General features: G+C 59.1%; 14 protein-coding genes and 1 tRNA gene. 11 read left to right on the top strand and 4 right to left on the bottom strand.

Annotation, left to right across the window (positions count from 1 at the left end):
• Positions 1-16: 16 nt before the first annotated feature.
• The 8 genes from BMX55_RS11670 to BMX55_RS11635 all read left to right on the top strand — a co-directional run bounded on the left by BMX55_RS11670 (position 17) and on the right by BMX55_RS11635 (position 10,277).
• On the top strand, positions 17-871 hold the full coding sequence (locus tag BMX55_RS11670; protein WP_091457878.1) for an AAA family ATPase: 855 nt from the start codon (positions 17-19) through the stop codon (positions 869-871).
• Between the two features lie 34 nt (positions 872-905).
• Positions 906-1,499, top strand: a complete 594-nt coding sequence (locus tag BMX55_RS11665) for a GNAT family N-acetyltransferase (RefSeq protein ID WP_091457875.1) — start codon at positions 906-908, stop codon at positions 1,497-1,499.
• 20 nt (positions 1,500-1,519) lie between these two features.
• Positions 1,520-2,401, top strand: coding sequence for a hypothetical protein (locus BMX55_RS11660; protein WP_091457871.1), 882 nt, complete (start codon positions 1,520-1,522; stop codon positions 2,399-2,401).
• 4 nt (positions 2,402-2,405) lie between these two features.
• Entirely contained in the window at positions 2,406-3,593 is a 1,188-nt protein-coding gene (locus BMX55_RS11655) for a vWA domain-containing protein (protein WP_091457868.1), read from the top strand.
• A gap of 92 nt (positions 3,594-3,685) precedes the next feature.
• Positions 3,686-5,512: an autotransporter assembly complex protein TamA gene (locus BMX55_RS11650; protein ID WP_091458098.1), complete on the top strand. Its 1,827-nt coding sequence runs from the start codon at positions 3,686-3,688 to the stop codon at positions 5,510-5,512.
• Between the two features lie 6 nt (positions 5,513-5,518).
• Complete coding sequence (locus BMX55_RS11645) at positions 5,519-9,496, top strand: translocation/assembly module TamB domain-containing protein (RefSeq protein ID WP_091457864.1); 3,978 nt, start codon at positions 5,519-5,521, stop codon at positions 9,494-9,496.
• 39 nt (positions 9,497-9,535) lie between these two features.
• A tRNA-Arg gene (locus BMX55_RS11640) sits at positions 9,536-9,610 on the top strand.
• A 142-nt stretch (positions 9,611-9,752) separates the two neighbouring features.
• Positions 9,753-10,277, top strand: a complete 525-nt coding sequence (locus BMX55_RS11635) for an FKBP-type peptidyl-prolyl cis-trans isomerase (RefSeq protein ID WP_091457860.1) — start codon at positions 9,753-9,755, stop codon at positions 10,275-10,277.
• 4 nt (positions 10,278-10,281) lie between these two features.
• Here BMX55_RS11635 and BMX55_RS11630 read toward each other — a convergent pair whose 3' ends face one another.
• Genes BMX55_RS11630 through coaBC form a run of 4 tightly spaced genes read right to left on the bottom strand, consistent with a single transcriptional unit; the run spans position 10,282 to position 12,953 of the window.
• Entirely contained in the window at positions 10,282-10,782 is a 501-nt protein-coding gene (locus BMX55_RS11630; protein ID WP_091457857.1) for an outer membrane lipoprotein, read from the bottom strand.
• Between the two features lie 46 nt (positions 10,783-10,828).
• Positions 10,829-11,278 (bottom strand): dUTP diphosphatase, encoded by a 450-nt coding sequence (dut, locus tag BMX55_RS11625; protein WP_091457853.1) that lies wholly within the window; start codon positions 11,276-11,278, stop codon positions 10,829-10,831.
• Positions 11,275-11,703: a hypothetical protein gene (locus BMX55_RS11620; RefSeq protein ID WP_091457850.1), complete on the bottom strand. Its 429-nt coding sequence runs from the start codon at positions 11,701-11,703 to the stop codon at positions 11,275-11,277. Before BMX55_RS11620 ends, dut begins: the two co-directional genes overlap by 4 nt.
• Positions 11,704-11,723: 20 nt before the next feature.
• Complete coding sequence (gene coaBC, locus BMX55_RS11615; protein WP_091457847.1) at positions 11,724-12,953, bottom strand: bifunctional phosphopantothenoylcysteine decarboxylase/phosphopantothenate--cysteine ligase CoaBC; 1,230 nt, start codon at positions 12,951-12,953, stop codon at positions 11,724-11,726.
• A 56-nt stretch (positions 12,954-13,009) separates the two neighbouring features.
• Between coaBC and BMX55_RS11610 the strand changes: the two genes are divergently transcribed.
• From BMX55_RS11610 to eno, 3 genes are read left to right on the top strand one after another with little or no spacing between them, the layout of a single operon-like run.
• Complete coding sequence (locus BMX55_RS11610) at positions 13,010-14,698, top strand: CTP synthase (protein WP_091457844.1); 1,689 nt, start codon at positions 13,010-13,012, stop codon at positions 14,696-14,698.
• Entirely contained in the window at positions 14,695-15,552 is an 858-nt protein-coding gene (gene kdsA, locus BMX55_RS11605) for a 3-deoxy-8-phosphooctulonate synthase (RefSeq protein WP_091457842.1), read from the top strand. The genes BMX55_RS11610 and kdsA overlap by 4 nt, the downstream gene beginning before the upstream one ends.
• Positions 15,553-15,606: 54 nt before the next feature.
• Positions 15,607-16,893, top strand: coding sequence for a phosphopyruvate hydratase (gene eno, locus BMX55_RS11600; RefSeq protein ID WP_091457838.1), 1,287 nt, complete (start codon positions 15,607-15,609; stop codon positions 16,891-16,893).
• Position 16,894: the final 1 nt, after the last annotated feature.

The following is a 16,894-nucleotide window of genomic DNA, read 5'->3' as shown; positions in this document are numbered from 1 at the left end:
TTCTTGCTATCCACCCATGAAATTCCAAGGCTCCTCCCAATACGTTGCTACCCAAGATTTGATGCTGGCCGTGAACGCGGCCATCAAGCTCCAGCGCCCGCTGCTGGTCAAGGGGGAGCCGGGCACCGGCAAAACCATGCTGGCCGAGGAGGTCTCGCAGGCCCTGAGCCTGCCACTGCTGCAATGGCACATCAAATCGACCACCAAGGCGCAGCAGGGCCTGTACGAATACGACGCCGTGAGCCGCCTGCGTGATTCGCAATTGGGCGACGCCGATAGCAGCGAGCGCGTGAAAGACATCCGCAACTACATCGTCAAGGGGGTGCTGTGGCAAGCCTTCACTGCGGATCAGCCGGTGGCATTGTTGATTGACGAGATCGACAAGGCCGATATTGAGTTCCCGAACGACTTGCTGCGCGAACTCGACCGCATGGAGTTTTACTGCTACGAAACGCGCGAGATGATCCGCGCCAAGCACCGGCCTTTGGTGTTTATCACCTCCAACAACGAAAAAGAGCTGCCCGACGCCTTTTTGCGCCGCTGCTTTTTCCACTACATCAAGTTTCCAGAAGCGGAAACCATGCGCCGCATCGTCGATGTGCATTTCCCGACGCTCAAGAGCGAGCTGCTGGCCGCAGCCATGAAAACGTTTTACGACGTGCGCGGCCTGCCCGGCCTGAAAAAGAAGCCCTCGACCAGCGAGCTGATCGACTGGCTCAAACTGCTGGTGGCCGAGGATATTCCGCTGGAAGCGCTGCAAAGTGCCGACAACAAAGTGTCGGTGCCGCCGCTGGTGGGCGCACTGTTGAAAAACGAGCAGGACGTGAGCCTGTTTGAAAAGCTGGTGTTCATGAACCAGCGCAACCGCTGAGAGACCGATAGAGCATTAGGCAGGAGTGTGCAGCATGGCTTTTGTGGAACCTGTGACCCTGCAACAGGGTAATGTGCGCCTAGAACCCCTGACGTTGGCCCATGAGGAGGGCTTGCGGCAGGCGGCGGCTGATGGCGAGTTGTGGAATCTGCGCATCACCTCGGTGCCTGCGCCCGACGCCACCAAAGCCTACATTGAAACCGCGCTGGCCGCCCACGAGCAAGGGCAACGCTTTGCCTTTGCCGTGATCGACGCCACCACGGGCCGGGTGCTGGGTAGTACCAGCTACCACGACATTGTGCCCGCCGTGCGCCGGGTGGAGATTGGTTACACCTGGTATGCGCAAAGTGTGCAACGCACCCATGTGAACACCACGGCCAAACTGTTGTTGCTGGCCCATGCCTTTGATACCTTGGGCTGCCCGGTGGTGGGCTGGCGGACTGACAACCTGAATCTGGCCTCGCAGCGGGCCATTGAGCGTTTGGGGGCAAAAAAAGATGGGGTGATTCGCCGTCAGGCTTTGCGCCGCGATGGCAGTATCCGCGATACGGTGATGTACAGCATGACGGTGGAGGAATGGCCGCAGGTACGTGAGCGGTTGCTGCGCCGAATTGAATCTCATAGCTAAAAGAAGAAAAAAGCATATTTATGCACCCACCCAGCAATCAACCATCGAATCCATCCGGCGATTTGGCTGAAGCAGCCGAAATCAATAAGGAGGATGACGACTCCATCGCAAAAGGTTTGGGTTTTACCGTAGTGGCAATTACTTTGCTATTGGTGGGTGCTGCTGCTGTTGCTTACTTTTCTAAGGATATACCACAATCTTTTAAAGATATTAAAAAATTTGGTGAGATAGGTGATTTTATTGGTGGAATATTGAATCCAATTATTTCTGGATGTACTCTGTTTGTTGCGTATGCAGTATGGAAGCTACAAAAGGCGGAATTAGCTGAAACAAGAAAAGAGCTACAAGAATCCCGAAAGGTGATGCAAGAGCAAACAAAAATTGCCGAGCAACAACGTAGCGAGCAAAGATTTTTTGATTTGCTGAATCTTTATAAATCAGCTTTGGAAAATACAACAGAATCAGCAAGGCGCAGCGACGGTGGTTTTGATGTGCTTATTGGGAAAGAAGCTGTTTCAAGAATAAACTCAGCACTTTCAAGGGATATCCCTTTGATTGCAGGCTTTAATGTTGATATAAAACAATTTAGATACTATTGCGGCAGGATAGATGGAATCGTGGCTGTGTGCAATAAAAGCTACTCTTACTCGAAAACGGTTTTGCTGATTATAAAAACATTAAACGATGATTTAAATAATTGCGATAATTATAAAAACTTATTTTTAAACCAGCTAACAAAAGCGGAGCTTGCATTGATTGCAGCGTTTTTAATTTTTGATTTTGAAGGGGATGGTTATTTTGATGTTGCGGCGAAGGTTGATCTATTTTCTAGAATGGAAAACGGTTTTCTTCGGTCTAAAATAGAAAAATTACTTTTAGAGAATAAAAACTCCAAAGATTAAAAACATGCTAATTGATTTCTTCTACACCCTGCGCGCCGCCAAACTCCCGGTCTCGGTCAAAGAGCTACTTACGCTGCTGGAAGCCTTGCAAGCGGGCATCGTTGGCCCTCACTCCGAAGACGCTTGGAGCATCGACGATTTCTACCATCTAGCCCGCCTGACGCTGGTCAAAGACGAAAAGCACTTCGACAAGTTTGACCGCGCTTTTGCCGCTTACTTCAAGGGCGTGGAGCTGCTCACCGACTTCACCCAAGAAATCCCTGCCGACTGGCTGCGCAAGGTGCTAGAGCGTGAACTCACGCCCGAGCAAAAAGCCGCCCTGCAAGCAATGGATTGGGACGAGCTGATGGAGACGCTCAAAAAGCGCCTCGAAGAGCAAAAAGAGCGCCACGAAGGCGGCAACAAATGGATAGGCACCGGCGGCACCAGCCCGTTTGGTCATGGCGGCTACAACCCGCAAGGCATCCGCATTGGGGGCGCTGGTAAAAACAAAAGCGCCGTCAAAGTCTGGGAGCAGCGCGCTTACCGCGACTACGACGACAGCCAAGAACTGGGCACGCGCAACATCAAAGTGGCCTTGCGCCGCCTGCGCAAGTTTGCCCGCCAAGGCCATGAGCTAGAGCTAGACCTGCCCGACACCATCCGCAGCACCGCCGCCAATGCAGGCTGGCTGGACATCAAAATGGTGCCTGAGCGCCACAACAACGTCAAAGTGCTGCTGCTGATGGATGTGGGCGGCACGATGGACGACCATATCCAGCGGGTAGAAGAGTTGTTTTCTGCCGTCAAAACCGAGTTCAAGCATTTGGAGTTCTACTACTTCCACAATTGCGTGTACGATTTTGTCTGGAAAAACAACCGCCGTCGCTTTGCTGAGAAGTTTCCTACTTGGGACATCATCCGCAAATACAACAAGGACTACAAGCTCATCTTTGTCGGTGACGCTACCATGAGCCCTTATGAAATTTTGCAACCCGGTGGCAGCGTTGAATACACCAATGAAGAGCCGGGGGCCGAATGGCTGCAACGCCTGACCTACGCCTTTCCGCACTTTGCGTGGATCAACCCGGAGCCGCAGGGCGTGTGGCAATACCGCCAGAGCATCGCCATCATCCAGCAGTTGGTGGCCGACCGTATGTATCCGCTGTCGTTGCAGGGGCTGGAGCAGGCTATGCGCCTGCTGTCCAAGTAGCCTACCGCGTGCGCAAAGCCATTTTTGGGGGAGCTAGAGTGGCACCCGTACAGGTTGGGCGGCTGCTGCGCTGGGCGGTGCTGAGTGTGCTCATGCTATTGGGCACGTGCCTACAGCCTTGGCAGGGTGCGCAGGCGCAAACGCTGCCCCATCCGCCAACAGCAGATAGCGATAACACAGCACCAGTAGCTTTTACGTTAGAGGTGCGTAGCCCCAATGATCGCATCAGCGCTTATTTAGAAAAGCACCTAGAGTTGCAGCGTTTTCGCCAACTGCCTGAGTTGCAAGAGCGTGAATTGTTGCGCCTGTTGGCCTCTGCCCCCGACGACGCGCACGAGTTGTTAGCCACGCTAGGCTACTTTGAGCCTACCGTGACGCTAGAGCGCACACCGACGCCCACAGGCGATGCGCAGGCATTGCCACACATCACCTTCATCATAGAACCCGGCCCGGCCACGGAGATTGCGCAGGTCAATCTTGACTTTACTGGGGCTGTGGCCGATGAGGCCCCCACCAGCGCGCAAATAACCCAGATACGCCAGTCTTGGGAGCTGGCACCGGGGCAGGTTTTTAGCCAAGCAGCGTGGGATGAGGCCAAGACCGAAGGCCTGCGCAGCTTGCAAGCGCGCCACTACCCCGCCGCCCGCATTGACCAAAGCCACGCCCTGATCGATGCCGACCAGCACCGGGCCGAGTTGTCGGTGCGTTACGACTCTGGCCCAGCCTACCGTTTTGGCGCACTGCAACTAGACGGCCAGCAGCGCTACAGCTTGGAGGGTGCGCAGCGCATTGCCCGCCTGCCCACTGGGGCCGCCTACGACCAAACGCAATTGTTAGAGGCGCAGCAGCGCTTGGCTAGCAGTGGTTATTACGACACGGTGTTTTTGCGCCTCGATACCGAAACCACCACCCCCGAAGCTGCGCCGGTGCTGGCCCAAGTGCGTGAGGCACCATTGCAAAAATGGGTGTTTGGTTTGGGAGCCTCCACCGACAGCGGTGCCCGTCTGCGCATAGACCACATCCACAACCGCCTGCCGCTGATTGGCTGGCGCGCCGTGAGCAAGCTCTCGCTAGACCAAAAAAGTAAATTAGTGGCCAGCCAATGGACGGATTTGCCCGACGCGCGCGGCTGGCGCTGGTTTGGCGGTGCCCAGCTCCAGCGCGAAGAAACTGGCAGCTATCAAGTCAACAGTGCGCGCCTGCAAGCGGGCCAGCGCCGCGACAGTGAGCGCATTGACCGCAGCAATTATCTGCAATACGACTATGCCAACGCCCAAGGCCAAGGCGCGCCACCATCGAGCACGGCTTGGAGTATCAACCACAGTTGGACGGGCCGCTACTTTGACAGCACCACCGCCCCCAGCGCTGGCTATGGGTTGGCGTGGGAGTTGGGGGCGGGCACCACGTTGCGCCCTCAACGCGACCCGTTTGTGCGGATGTCTGGGCGCTGGCTGGCGTTTGTCCCGGCGCAAACCATCACCTTGCCCAGTGGCCGCAGCCGCCAAGGGCGCTGGGCTTTGCACGCCCAAGGCGGCGCTGTGCTGGCCCGCGATGCGGCTTCTTTGCCGGTGACGCAACTGTTTTTAACTGGCGGCGACACCACGGTGCGCGGCTATGGCTATCAGCAAATTGCCGCGCGCACCGTGCTAGACCAACGCTATGGGGGCCGTTATTTGGCCGTGGCCAGCGTGGAGTGGCAGCGCCCCATTGTGTTGCATGACCAGTTTAGTGACTGGGAAAGCGCCTTGTTTGCCGATGCCGGGGCCGTGGGCGATACCCCACGCACCATGCGCTTGCGCACAGGGGTAGGGGCGGGGGTGCGCTGGCGCAGCCCAGTAGGCCCCTTGCAGGCTGATCTGGCGTATGGCGTGCAAGACCAAGCCGTGCGTTTGCATTTGCGCCTAGGCTTTAGCTTTTAGTCTGTGATGACCGATTCTTCCCCCACACCTGCCTCCCGCCCTGACGAGGCATCTGCCACCGCCAAGACTTTGCCACCCCGCAAAGGGCGCTTCTGGCGCTGGCTGGCGGCAGGCTTGCTGGCGCTGGTGGCCCTGCTGCTGTTGGCTGCTGGCACCGCTTGGGTTTGGACAGGCCGTGACACCGCCTTGTCTAGCACGCTAGAGCTGGCCCGGCGCTGGCTGCCTGCTGGCCAAACTTTAGAAGTGCGCGGGGTGCGTGGCTCTTTGCACCAAGGCGGCCACATTGCTTGGCTGCGCTGGCAGGGGCCAGCGTTGTCGGTAGAAGCCCACGATATAGCGCTGCGCTGGCAGTTGGCACCGCTGTGGCAGCAGCGGCAGGTACAAATTGAGCAATTGCACATCGCCCGCTTAGACATCAGCCAAACCCCAGAGCCAGATAAACCGCCACCGCAGCCCCTGCAACAATTGCTGCTGCCGGTGTCGGTGGCGCTGGGGTTTCAGGTCGATCAGATATCTTGGATTAAAGGCCCCACCTCGGTGCAGGCCAGTGCGCTGGCAGGCCACTATGGCTATGACGGCAGCAGCCACCAACTCAAGGTGGAGCGCTTGAGCTTGGCCCAAGGCCAGTACAGCGCCCAAGCCCGTTTGCAGGCACAAGCCCCGATGGCTTTGGATGTGCAGGTGCAAGGGCAGGTGCAAACCACGCTGCCCAAAGCCACGCAGCCGCTGTTGGCACAGGCCCAAGCCCATGTCCAAGGCACTTTGGCCGGTGCTGGGGCGCGGCTGTCTTTGCAGGCCAGTTTGCGCCCGCAGGCACAGAACAACGCCACCGCAGCAGAGATGATAGGGGCCGAACTGGCCGCGCAATTGGCACCGTGGGCCGCCCAGCCCTTGCAGCAGGTGCAGGCCGATGTGCGGGCGCTCAATCTGGCAGCGTTGTGGCCGCAAGCACCAGCCACCGCCTTGCACGGCCAGCTCCAGCTCCAGCCCGAAAGCGCCTCTGGCTGGACAGTGGCTGTACAGTTGCGCAACGATAGCCCTGGCCCATGGGATCGGCAGCGCCTGCCCTTCAGCCAGCTCAACGCCCAAGCCCACTATGACGGCCAGCAATGGCATCTGCCCCAAGCCCTGCTACAACTGGGGGCTGGCCGGGTAGAACTGCAAGGCCGCTACACCCCAGCCACCCAGATGGTGCAGGGCAGTGCGCAGCTACAAAGCCTCAATCCAGCAGCCCTGCATAGCCGTTTGGATGCCGCCCCTTTGAACGGCTGGGTGCGCGCCCAAAGCCCAGATGGCGTAGCCGTGGATTTCAGTGTCGATGTGCGGGCAGCACCAGCCCCAGCAGCAGGAAAAATGGCAGGCTTGCCTATCCAAAAAATTCAAGTCCAAGGCCATTGGCAAGCCCCCACGCTGGATTTGCAGCGCGTGCAGGTTGAGGCTTTGCAAGCCAAGCTCCAAGCTGATAAGGTGAGCCTGCTGTGGGGGCCTACCCCCGTAGTGCGCGGCACCTTCGCATTGACTGTGCCCGGTGCCCAATGGGATGCCAGCGGCTTGCTGGGTGCCGTGCAGGGCCAAGGCAAGCTGCAAGGCCAAGTCCACCACGCCGAGCGCTTGCGGCAATGGTTACAAACCTTGCCTGGTGTACCAGCGCTGTTGCCCGGCCACAGCGTACAGGGGCAAGCACAATTGGCGCTGCATTGGCAAGGGGGCTGGGACAGCGTGCGTCCCCCGGCTGCCCCCCGTGCCAGCTCGGCCACTCCCTTGCGCTGGGAGGCCACCTTGGCGATTCCTACCTTGGTGTTGGCGCAACCCGCTGCCAGCGCCGAGGCACCAGCGCAACGGCTAGAACTGACGGCGGTGCAAGCGCAAGCCTCTGGCAGTGCCCAGCAGGCCACTCTGCGCTTGGATGCACAAGCGGGCATGGCACCCTACCGAGCTACCTTGCACAGCCAACTCCAAGCCCAACGCGACGGCAACACCGCCACCAGCCCGTGGAAAGCCCAACTCAGCGCCTTGCAGTTGCAACTGCAACACCAAGAGCGCGCTGGTCGTTGGAACCTCACCCTCGATCAGGCATTGGATGCCGTTTGGCATCCACCCACCGCTGGTAGGGTACAAGCTGTGTTGGAGGTAGCCGCTGGGCAGGCCCGCATCACCGGCCCGCTGCCGGGTGCGGTGCAACTGCAGTGGCAGCCCCTGCAATCGCGCTGGGGTACGTCCGGCGGTATGCAGTTGCAAACACGCGGCCATCTGGCGGGCTTGCCCTTGGCGTGGGTGGATGCGCTGGCCCCGGCCAAGACCCCGGTGCTGGCCGCAGCAGGCTTGGCCAGTGACCACCTGCTGCTAGAGGCCGATTGGGACATTCAAACCCACCCCAGCTTGCGCGCACAACTGCAAGTGCAACGTACCCAAGGCGATGTGCAACTGCTGCACGAACAAGGTGCAGCCACCCCTGCCGGACTGCGCCAAGCCCGCTTGCAGCTCAACGCGGTGGATGACAACGTGCGCGCCCAACTGGTGTGGGACAGCGCCCAAGCCGGTCAAGTACAAGCGCAGGCCAATACCCGCTTAAAGCGCGAGGAGTCTGGCTGGGTTTGGACTGACGATGCCCCACTGGCCGCTCGTGTGCAGGCCAAGTTGCCGGACATGGGCGTCTGGTCGGTGCTGGCTCCGCCGGGCTGGCGTATCCGTGGCACGCTCCATGCCGATGCCACGCTGTCGGGCACGCGCCAAGCGCCGCGCTGGCAGGGCCACATCAACGCCGATCAACTGGCCCTGCGCTCCTTGGTCGATGGTGTCGATTTGCAAGAGGGCCGCCTGCGCACCGTGCTGCGTGGTGATTGGCTAGAGATTACTGAATGGTATTGGCGTGGTGGCAAGGGCAGCCAAGCGCGCATTGCAGGCTACAGCGGCAACCTGACTGCCCCGCCCCAAGAGGGTGGCAGCCTGCAAGGCAGTGGCAGCATCCGCTGGAACGATGCTGGCGCTGGCTCTGGTATCCACCTCGACTTGCAAGCGCAGGCCCAAGCTTTGCAGGTGCTGGTGCGTGCTGACCGACAAGTGAGCGTATCGGGCGCTTTGCGCGCCCAGTTGGCACAGGGCCAATTGACACTGCGCGGTCAGCTGCAAGTAGATCGTGCGGCTATCTTGCTGCCCGATGCCACTGCGCCGCGCTTGGGGGCTGATGTCGAAGTGCGTTCTGCGCGCAAATTAGCCGTGGCGGCGGCCCGGCCAGCACCTGCTCCCAGCACCCCGGCGCAAACGCGCAAACCGATTGACATGGCTATCACGCTGGACTTGGGGCGCGATTTTGCCCTGCAAGGCCATGGCATCACCACCCGGCTGCGGGGTCAGCTAGAACTGCGCAGTAGCCCTGTGCCGGATGCGCCGCCGCGTGTCACTGGCGAGGTGCAAACTGAACAGGGCCGCTACCGTGCTTGGGGCCAAATGCTGGATATCGAAACCGGCCTGCTGCGCTTTAGTGGCAAGCACGACAATCCGGCGTTGGATATTTTGGCTATTCGGCCCAATATCAGCGTGCGTGCTGGGGTGCAGGTCAGTGGTAGCGCACAAGCGCCCTTGGTACGCCTGTATGCCGATCCAGATCTGCCCGATGCCGAAAAGCTGGCTTGGGTGGTTACGGGCCGCAGCAGCGCCGCTGGTGGTGCCGAAGCTGCCTTGCTCCAGCAGGCTGCGTTGGCCTTGCTGGGCAAACAGGGCGGCGGTACGGGGGCAGTGGCGGGCAAGCTCGGTTTGGATGAAATCGGTTTTAAGGCCGCCGATCCGGGCAATGCCGCCAGTACGGCAGCCATCACTTTGGGCAAGCGCTTGTCGAGCAAACTGTATGTCACCTACGAGCATGGCCTGTCGGGGGCGGTCGGTCTGATCTCGGTGTTTTACGACCTGTCGCGCCGCCTAAGCCTGCGCGGCCAGACCGGTAGCCAAAGTGCTATCGACATCATCTATACCGTGCGCCACGACTAAATGGGCTGACCAAGCCCACTACAATAGTGGGCTGCGCGTCTCGCCGTAGTTCAATGGATAGAACGAGTGCCTCCTAAGCGCTAAATACAGGTTCGATTCCTGTCGGCGGGACCATAGCACCACTACTTCAGGCCGTTTTGCAACATCTCCAAAGCCCCTTGCTCTATAAGCAATGGGGTTTTTTTGTTGAGTGCCCAGAGCATCGGGCAACCTACCGAAAAGATCAACCCCTCACAATCGAATAGCGAATCCTGACATGGAAATCACAGAACAATGCGTAGTTGCACTCACTTGGACGCTCACGGATACCTTGGGTGAAGAGCTGGATGTACTGGACGAGCCGGTAGAGTTTTTGGTCGGCGGCGAGGATTTGCTTGCCCGCATTGAGCAAGCCCTGCAAGGCTATAGCCCCGGTGCCACGTTATCGTTGCACATTGAGCCAGAAGAGGCCTTTGGCGACTTTAACGACCAGTTGCTATTTTTAGAGCCGCGCAGCCTCTTTCCGGCTGAAATCGAAGAAGGCATGGTGTTTGATGGCAATGCCCTGCCCTCGGGCTGCAACCCTGACATGCCCCACGATACCGTCTATACCGTAGCCGAGTTGTACCCCGACCATGTGGTGCTCGATGGCAACCACCCATTGGCAGGCATTGCCATCCGGTTACACCTCAAGGTGTGCGGCGTGCGCGAAGCCACCGAAGAAGAAATTGGCAGTGCCAGCACCGGTACGGGGTTTTTCCGGGTGCAGCCACTGGCTCCAAGCAACCCGCTGTTGCATTAATGGCTTAGTAACGGGAGATTTGCCCTTGGTACACCTGTACCCGGTCACCGGCGCGCAAGTCTCCCGGCGATGGCACATCGTAAGAGCGAAAGCCCCCGCGATCCATGCGCAACGTGATGCGGTAGCTGCGGCTAGAGCGCCCACCGCCAGAGTCGCCCTCTAGGGCGTTGCCCAGCACAGCGCCCCCTACCGCCCCAATACCCGTAGCCACCGCCCGCCCACCGCCGTGGCCAATCTGGTTGCCCAATACGCCACCAATGACCGCCCCCACCACAGCACCTACACCGGACGATTGCTGTTTTTGCGGCGGTGACTGCAAGACGTCAATCCGACTGACGCGGGCCAACTCGGTGCCATAGCCCGCGTTGCGGGCTGCTGGGCGGGTTTGGTAGGCGTTGCCAGAGTAAACCGGCTGCGGTTCAGACGGGTAAGTGGCACAGGCGGTCAATGTAACGCAGGCAAGGATAGAAGCCGCACCACTGAGGTGACGCAAAAGGCTGGACATACAAAAACTCCTTGAAAAATAACGCGATGCGGTAGCGCCCCAGCACTCAAGCGGTGCCCGTAGAGCCATAGCCACCCTCGCCACGCACCGTCTCGGTCGCAAAGTCCTGCACCACCTGAAACTGTGCCTGCACCACCGGCACAATCACTAATTGGGCTAGGCGCTCCATCGGCTCAATGGTGAAGGCCACGCTGCTGCGGTTCCAAGCACTGACCATCAGTTGGCCTTGGTAATCGCTGTCAATCAGCCCGACCAAATTGCCCAGCACAATGCCATGCTTGTGCCCCAGCCCGGAGCGCGGCAAGATCAGCCCAGCATAGCCCGGATCGCACAGATGGATGGCCAGCCCGGTCGGTACCAATTGCCATGCGTTGGGCTGCAAGGTCAAGGGGGCATCTAGGCAGGCGCGCAAATCTAAACCAGCACTGCCGGGGGTGGCATAGGCGGGCAGTTGTGCGGCCAAGCGCGCATCCATAATTTTGACGTCAATTTTCATTTTTTACTTTTTTCATGTTGGCGCTGCTGCGCCAGAGAACGGATTTCTTGTTGGAGCCGCTCTAAACCAGAACGTGCCCTTTGGGAAGGGGGGGCATCGTCAGACAAGGCTGCCAGCGCCCACCCCCATGCTCCCCAGACGGCGGCCATGAAAATCAGCACGGGCACCGAGCCACGGTCGAGTAACAACCAAGCGACCAGATGCGCCAGTGTGAGCCAAAGCAGGACAGCGCGCCCCTTGTGCAGGGCTGCGAGCACCGCTGCCCACTGGCTAGCCAGCGGCAATGTGGGTTGCACCGTGGCGGGGGCTGACTTCGGTGTTCCCGCCGGGGGGGTGGGGGCAGTCGCTGCCAAACGCTCTAGGTAGCGCACAAAATCGCCGTTGGGCGGTGTGTCCCAGTCGTTTTTATAGGGATCAGGGAACATGAGTGGCCTCCAACAACAGCTTAAAACCGCTTGCTGTGCAAGGGCAAGCGCTGGGCAATCTCTACCACCAACTGCTGGGCTAACTCCCGCTTAGAAGCATGGGGCAGCTCGCGGTGGCCTGCTGCATCGACCAGCAACAAGGCATTGTCATCGCGGCCAAAGGTGGCTGGGCCGATATTGCCCACCAGCAGCGGCACGCCTTTGCGCACTCGCTTAGCCGTGGCGTGTTGCAGCAAATCATGGCTTTCGGCGGCAAAGCCCACGCAAAACAAATCGCTCGCCTGCGCACGCTCTGACTGCGCTACCGTAGCCAGAATATCCGGATTTTCAACAAAAGACAGCATGGGCACTTCACCAGAGCCATCTTTTTTGATTTTTTGCTGCGCCGAGTGGGCCGGACGCCAATCGGCCACGGCAGCGGTGGCAATAAAAACGCTGGCTGCTGGCGCTTGCTGCGTCACCGCGTGCAACATCTCTTGGGCTGATTGCACATTGAGCCGTTGTACGCCTCTGGGGGTGTGTAGATGCACCGGCCCTGCTACCAGCGTCACTTGCGCACCCGCCTCTTGTGCGGCGCGGGCAATGGCAAAACCCATCTTGCCGCTGGAGTGGTTGGTAATGCCGCGCACCGGGTCAATGGCTTCAAAGGTGGGGCCAGCGGTAATCAATACCTTTTGCCCAGCAAGGCACTTGGGCGTGAAAAAGGCAATCACCTCTTCCAGCAGCTCTTCAGGCTCTAGCATCCGGCCATCGCCGGTTTCGCCGCAGGCTTGATCGCCGTGGCCTACGCCCAACACCAGTGCGCCATCTTGGGCCACTTGGGCTAAGTTGCGTTGTGTGGCCGGGTGTACCCACATCTCGCGGTTCATGGCGGGGGCCAACAGGAGTGGCACGCGCTCTTGAGGGCGCGCCAGACACAGCAAACTGAGCAGTTCATCGGCGCGGCCTTGTACCAGTCGGGCGATAAAGTCGGCGCTGCACGGCGCAATTAGGATGGCGTCGGCCTCGCGGCTGAGGTTGATATGCGGCATGTTGTTGGCTTCGCGCGCATCCCATTGCGAGCCATACACGGGCCGATTGGACAGCGCCTGCATCGTCACTGGGGTGATGAACTGCGCTGCCGCCTCCGTCATCACTACCTGCACGGTAGCCCCCGCTTTGATGAGTAGGCGACACAATTGCGCCGATTTGTAACAAGCCACGCCTCCACTGAGGCCCAGCACGATATGTTTGCCAGCAAGCTCTTTCATGGTGCGGAATTTAGCAGACACCTATAATTCCGATTTCCCACCCCCTATAAAATGACATGACCAAATTTGTCTTCGTCACCGGCGGTGTGGTGTCTTCCCTGGGCAAGGGAATCGCCTCAGCCTCCCTTGCCGCGATTCTCGAATCGCGGGGCCTCAAAGTCACCCTCATCAAGCTCGACCCCTACATCAACGTCGATCCGGGCACCATGTCGCCATTCCAGCATGGCGAAGTTTTTGTTACCGACGACGGTGCCGAAACCGACCTCGACTTGGGCCACTATGAGCGTTTCATTGAAACGCGCATGAAAAAATCCAACAACTTCACCACTGGCAAAATTTACCAGTCGGTGCTAGAAAAAGAGCGCCGGGGCGACTACCTCGGCAAGACCGTGCAGGTGATTCCGCACGTTACCAACGAAATCCAAGAGTACATCAAGCGCGGCGCAGGCATTGGCACCCCCGATGCTGTAGATGTGGCTATCTGTGAAATTGGCGGCACCGTGGGCGACATTGAATCGCTGCCGTTTTTGGAGGCCGTGCGCCAGTTGAGCCTCAAGCTAGGCCCCAACAACGCTGCTTTTGTGCACCTGACCTACCTGCCGTGGATTGCCGCTGCCGGTGAGCTCAAAACCAAGCCCACCCAGCACACGGTGCAAGAGCTGCGCAAAATCGGTATCCAACCCGACGCCCTGCTGTGCCGCGCCGAGCGCAAAGTCCCCGCTGAAGAGCGTGAAAAAATCTCCCTGTTTACCAATGTGCCTGAATGGGGCGTGATTAGCATGTGGGATGTGGACACCATCTACAAGGTGCCACGCATGCTGCACGAGCAAGGCTTGGATGGCCTGATCTGCGACCGCTTGCGCCTGCACACGCCGCCCACCAGCCTCAAGCGCTGGGATGCGCTGGTGCATGAAACCGAACACCCGCAAGGCGAAGTGCGCATTGCGATGGTCGGCAAGTATGTCGATCTGTCTGATAGCTACAAATCGGTGAATGAAGCGCTGCGCCACGCCGGTATGCAAAGCCATGTGCGCGTCAAAATTGACCACATCGACTCCGAAACCATCACCCCCGAAGGCGTAGCCAGCCTAGGCCAGTACGATGCCATTTTGGTGCCCGGTGGCTTTGGTCAGCGCGGCGTTGAAGGCAAAATTTGCACGGCGCAATATGCCCGCGAGCACCAAGTGCCCTATCTGGGTATCTGCTTGGGGATGCAAGTGGCTACCATCGAATATGCCCGCCATGTGGCCGGTTTGGCCGGTGCCAACAGCACCGAGTTTGACCCGCAAACCAAGCACCCCGTCATCGCGCTCATCACCGAGTGGAAAGATGCCAACGGCAGCATCCAAAAGCGCAATGCCAGCTCCGACTTGGGCGGCACCATGCGCTTGGGCGCGCAAAGCTCGGATGTCACCCCCGGCTCCTTGGCGCACAGCATCTATGGCGATGTGGTTACGGAGCGCCACCGTCACCGCTACGAGGCCAACGTCAATTACCTTGACAAGCTGCGCAAGGCGGGCTTGGTGATTTCGGCGCTGACACAGCGCGAACACCTGACCGAAATCGTCGAGTTGCCACAAAACGTTCACCCGTGGTATGTGGGCGTGCAGTTTCACCCTGAGTTCAAGTCGACGCCGTGGGCCGGTCATCCGCTGTTCAATGCCTTTGTCAAGGCGGCCATCGCCCACCAGCAGGCCCGTCAAGCCAGCGCAGCAGTGCCCGCTGCCTCGGAGGCCAGCGCATGAAGCTGTGTGGCTTTGATGTCGGACTCGACCAGCGCTTTTTCCTCATCGCTGGGCCTTGCGTGATCGAATCTGAACAATTGCAGATGGATGTGGCCGGGCAGCTCAAAGAGATCTGTGCCAGCTTGGGCATTCCATTCATCTTCAAGAGCAGCTTTGACAAGGCCAACCGCTCTTCGGGCACCAGCTTTCGTGGCCCCGGCATGGAAAAGGGGCTAGAGATTCTGGCCAAAATCAAGCGCGAGCTGAATGTGCCGGTGCTCACCGATGTGCATACCGAGGCAGAAATCCCCCATGTCGCCAAAGTGGTTGATGTGCTGCAAACCCCCGCCTTTTTGTGCCGCCAGACCGACTTTATCCACGCCGTGGCGCAGTCGGGCAAGCCGGTAAACATCAAAAAGGGCCAGTTCCTCGCCCCACATGACATGAAGAACGTCATCGACAAAGCCCGCGCCGCTGCCCGCGAAGCAGGCTTGCCAGAAGACAACTTCATGGCCTGCGAGCGCGGTGCCAGCTTTGGGTACAACAATTTGGTCTCGGATATGCGCAGCTTGGCTATCTTGCGCGAAACGGGTGCCCCAGTGGTGTTTGATGCCACGCACAGCGTGCAACTGCCCGGCGGCCAAGGCACCAGCAGCGGCGGCCAGTGCGAGATGGTGCCGGTGCTGGCCCGTGCTGCCGTGGCCGTGGGCGTGGCAGGCTTGTTTATGGAAACCCACCCCAATCCCGCCCAAGCCCTGAGCGATGGCCCCAATGCCGTACCGCTCAAGCACATGAAGGCGCTGCTAGAAACGCTGGTAGCGCTGGATGCTGTAACCAAAAAGAACGGTTTTCTGGAAGACCACTTCAGCGCCTAAAGCGCCTGAAGCGTCCTCCCCTCCCTGTTTGTTAGCTAGAAATGGAAAAATACCATGAGTGCAATCGTTGATATCGTAGGCCGCGAAGTACTGGACAGCCGTGGCAACCCCACCGTCGAATGCGACGTGTTGCTCGAATCGGGCGTGATGGGCCGTGCTGCCGTACCTTCGGGCGCTTCCACCGGCTCGCGTGAAGCCATTGAACTGCGCGATGGCGACAAGAGCCGCTACTTGGGCAAGGGCGTGCTCAAGGCCGTAGAACACATCAACAGCGAAATCGCCGAAGCCATCTTGGGCTTGGACGCCTCCGAGCAGGCTTTCTTGGACAAAACCCTGATTGACTTGGACGGCACCGACAACAAGGGCCGTTTGGGTGCCAATGCCATTTTGGCCGTGTCGATGGCTGTGGCCCGTGCTGCTGCTGAAGAAGCTGGCCTGCCCCTGTACCGCTACTTTGGCGGCATGGGCGCGGTGCAAATGCCTGTGCCGATGATGAACGTGATTAACGGCGGCGCACACGCCAACAACTCGTTGGACATCCAAGAGTTCATGATTATCCCCGTGGGCGCACCCACGTTCCGCGAAGCCATTCGCTGGGGCGCTGAAGTGTTCCACGCCCTGAAAAAGATCATCCACGACAAGGGCATGAGCACCGCCGTGGGCGACGAAGGTGGTTTTGCGCCTTCCGTCGAAAACCACGAAGCTGCTATCCAACTGATCCTGCAAGCCATTGACGCCGCCGGTTACACCGCTGGCGAACAAATCGCCTTGGGCCTCGATTGCGCTGCCAGCGAGTTCTACAAAGACGGCCACTACGTGCTCGAAGGCGAAGGCGGCCTCAAGCTCACCGCCCAGCAATGGACAGACATGCTGGCCACTTGGTGCGACAAGTACCCCATCATCAGCATCGAAGACGCCATGCACGAAGGCGACTGGGACGGCTGGAAGCACATCACCGAGCGCTTGGGTAAGAACGTGCAATTGGTGGGTGATGACCTGTTCGTTACCAATACCAAAATTTTGCAAGAAGGTATCGACAAGGGCATCTCCAACTCGATCCTCATCAAGATCAACCAGATTGGTACCCTGTCTGAGACCTTCGCCGCTATCGAGATGGCCAAGCGCGCCGGTTACACCGCCGTGATTAGCCACCGCTCTGGCGAAACCGAAGACAGCACCATTGCCGACATCGCTGTGGGTACTAACGCGGGTCAAATCAAGACTGGTAGCTTGAGCCGTTCGGATCGCATGGCCAAGTACAACCAACTGCTGCGCATCGAAGAAGATCTGGGCGAAGTGGCCTACTACCCAGGCCGCCGCGCGTTTTACAACCTGCGCTAAA

This window comes from Giesbergeria anulus, from assembly GCF_900111115.1.
Taxonomy (GTDB): Bacteria; Pseudomonadota; Gammaproteobacteria; order Burkholderiales; family Burkholderiaceae_C; genus Simplicispira; species Simplicispira anulus.
Note: the sequence above shows the minus strand (reverse complement) of the source record. Positions and strands in the feature narration are given on the sequence as shown.